The organism is Paenibacillus popilliae ATCC 14706 (assembly GCF_000315235.1).
GTDB classification, from domain to species: domain Bacteria; phylum Bacillota; class Bacilli; order Paenibacillales; family Paenibacillaceae; genus Paenibacillus_B; species Paenibacillus_B popilliae.
On the sequence record NZ_BALG01000253.1, the window covers coordinates 1 to 920 of the forward strand.

The window sequence follows — 920 nt, forward strand, 5'->3', positions numbered from 1 at the left end:
GAAGACATTCATCTCCAAAACGCGGGGTGAATGTCTTCTTTTTATACTATCTGCACCGCCTCCGAAGAAAAACGCAAGTTCTTCAGTGGCCTCTTTATTCAACGGGGCCTTTTTCGTATGACTTGCGGTCGGTTACGCCAAGATACGACTTCAATCCGTCCTGGAGAATCCGCGAGAAATTAACGTTCGCCTCTTCCGCAGCGTCGTTAAGCCATTTCGGAATGGTTAACGTTTTCTTCACAGCCTTCTCCGCCATATAGTCACGGAATGGCGGCATCCATACGTCGATGAGAACGGCGGACTCGTTGGTATCCAGTCTAAGATTAATTGCGCGAGTAGGTTCCGGAATCTCTTCTCCGTCTTGTTCCATACCACGTACATATGTACAAAATCCAGTCTTTTGTGTATATGAATCCGAACAAATTTCCGGCCGGAATCAAGATAACGTTCGTGTTCTATGAAGGCTCTTGTACATCTTGTTGGCGTTGTTATCTCTCTCTATTAGCCAGTTTTCGCTGTACTTCAACAATGTAGACATCCAGCTCTTGGCTTCGTTTAATGACTTCATCATCAGCAAGACCTTTGACCACAGCTCTTAATAATTCCTGCCTTAGCTCATTAATTTTTAACAATAGTTCATCAATTGATGCGTCTTTATTTGGATACAATAGCAAATCACCTCACACATAATAACTTTAAATGATATCAAATCACCATTTGTAATTAGTATATTATGCGTTTCGGGAAGATCCATAATTTAGGATATTGAGAAACGGAATATAAAAAAGGCACAAATAGGTGTTTCATCAAGGTTAAACACTTCTATAATTGATATAAAATGGAGCTACTGTTAACAAGAACGAACTGTGTAGGGAAGGAATTTGAAATATAGTTTATTGATCAGTAACTCGTGATACCGC

The 920-nt window shown here is 40.4% G+C and carries 2 protein-coding genes; both read right to left on the reverse strand.

The window, feature by feature from the left end; translation table 11 throughout:
• Positions 1 to 94 precede the first annotated feature (94 nt).
• Positions 95 to 370, reverse strand: coding sequence for a hypothetical protein (locus tag PPOP_RS15445; RefSeq protein WP_006287486.1), 276 nt, complete (start codon positions 368 to 370; stop codon positions 95 to 97).
• Between the two features lie 118 nt (positions 371 to 488).
• On the reverse strand, positions 489 to 668 hold the full coding sequence (locus tag PPOP_RS15450; protein ID WP_006287487.1) for an aspartyl-phosphate phosphatase Spo0E family protein: 180 nt from the start codon (positions 666 to 668) through the stop codon (positions 489 to 491).
• Positions 669 to 920 lie beyond the last annotated feature (252 nt).

Excerpts from the sequence above, each read along its gene's own strand:
- PPOP_RS15445 (WP_006287486.1), bottom strand. The coding sequence starts at position 370 with ATGGAACAAGACGGAGAAGAGATTCCGGAACCTACTCGCGCAATTAAT.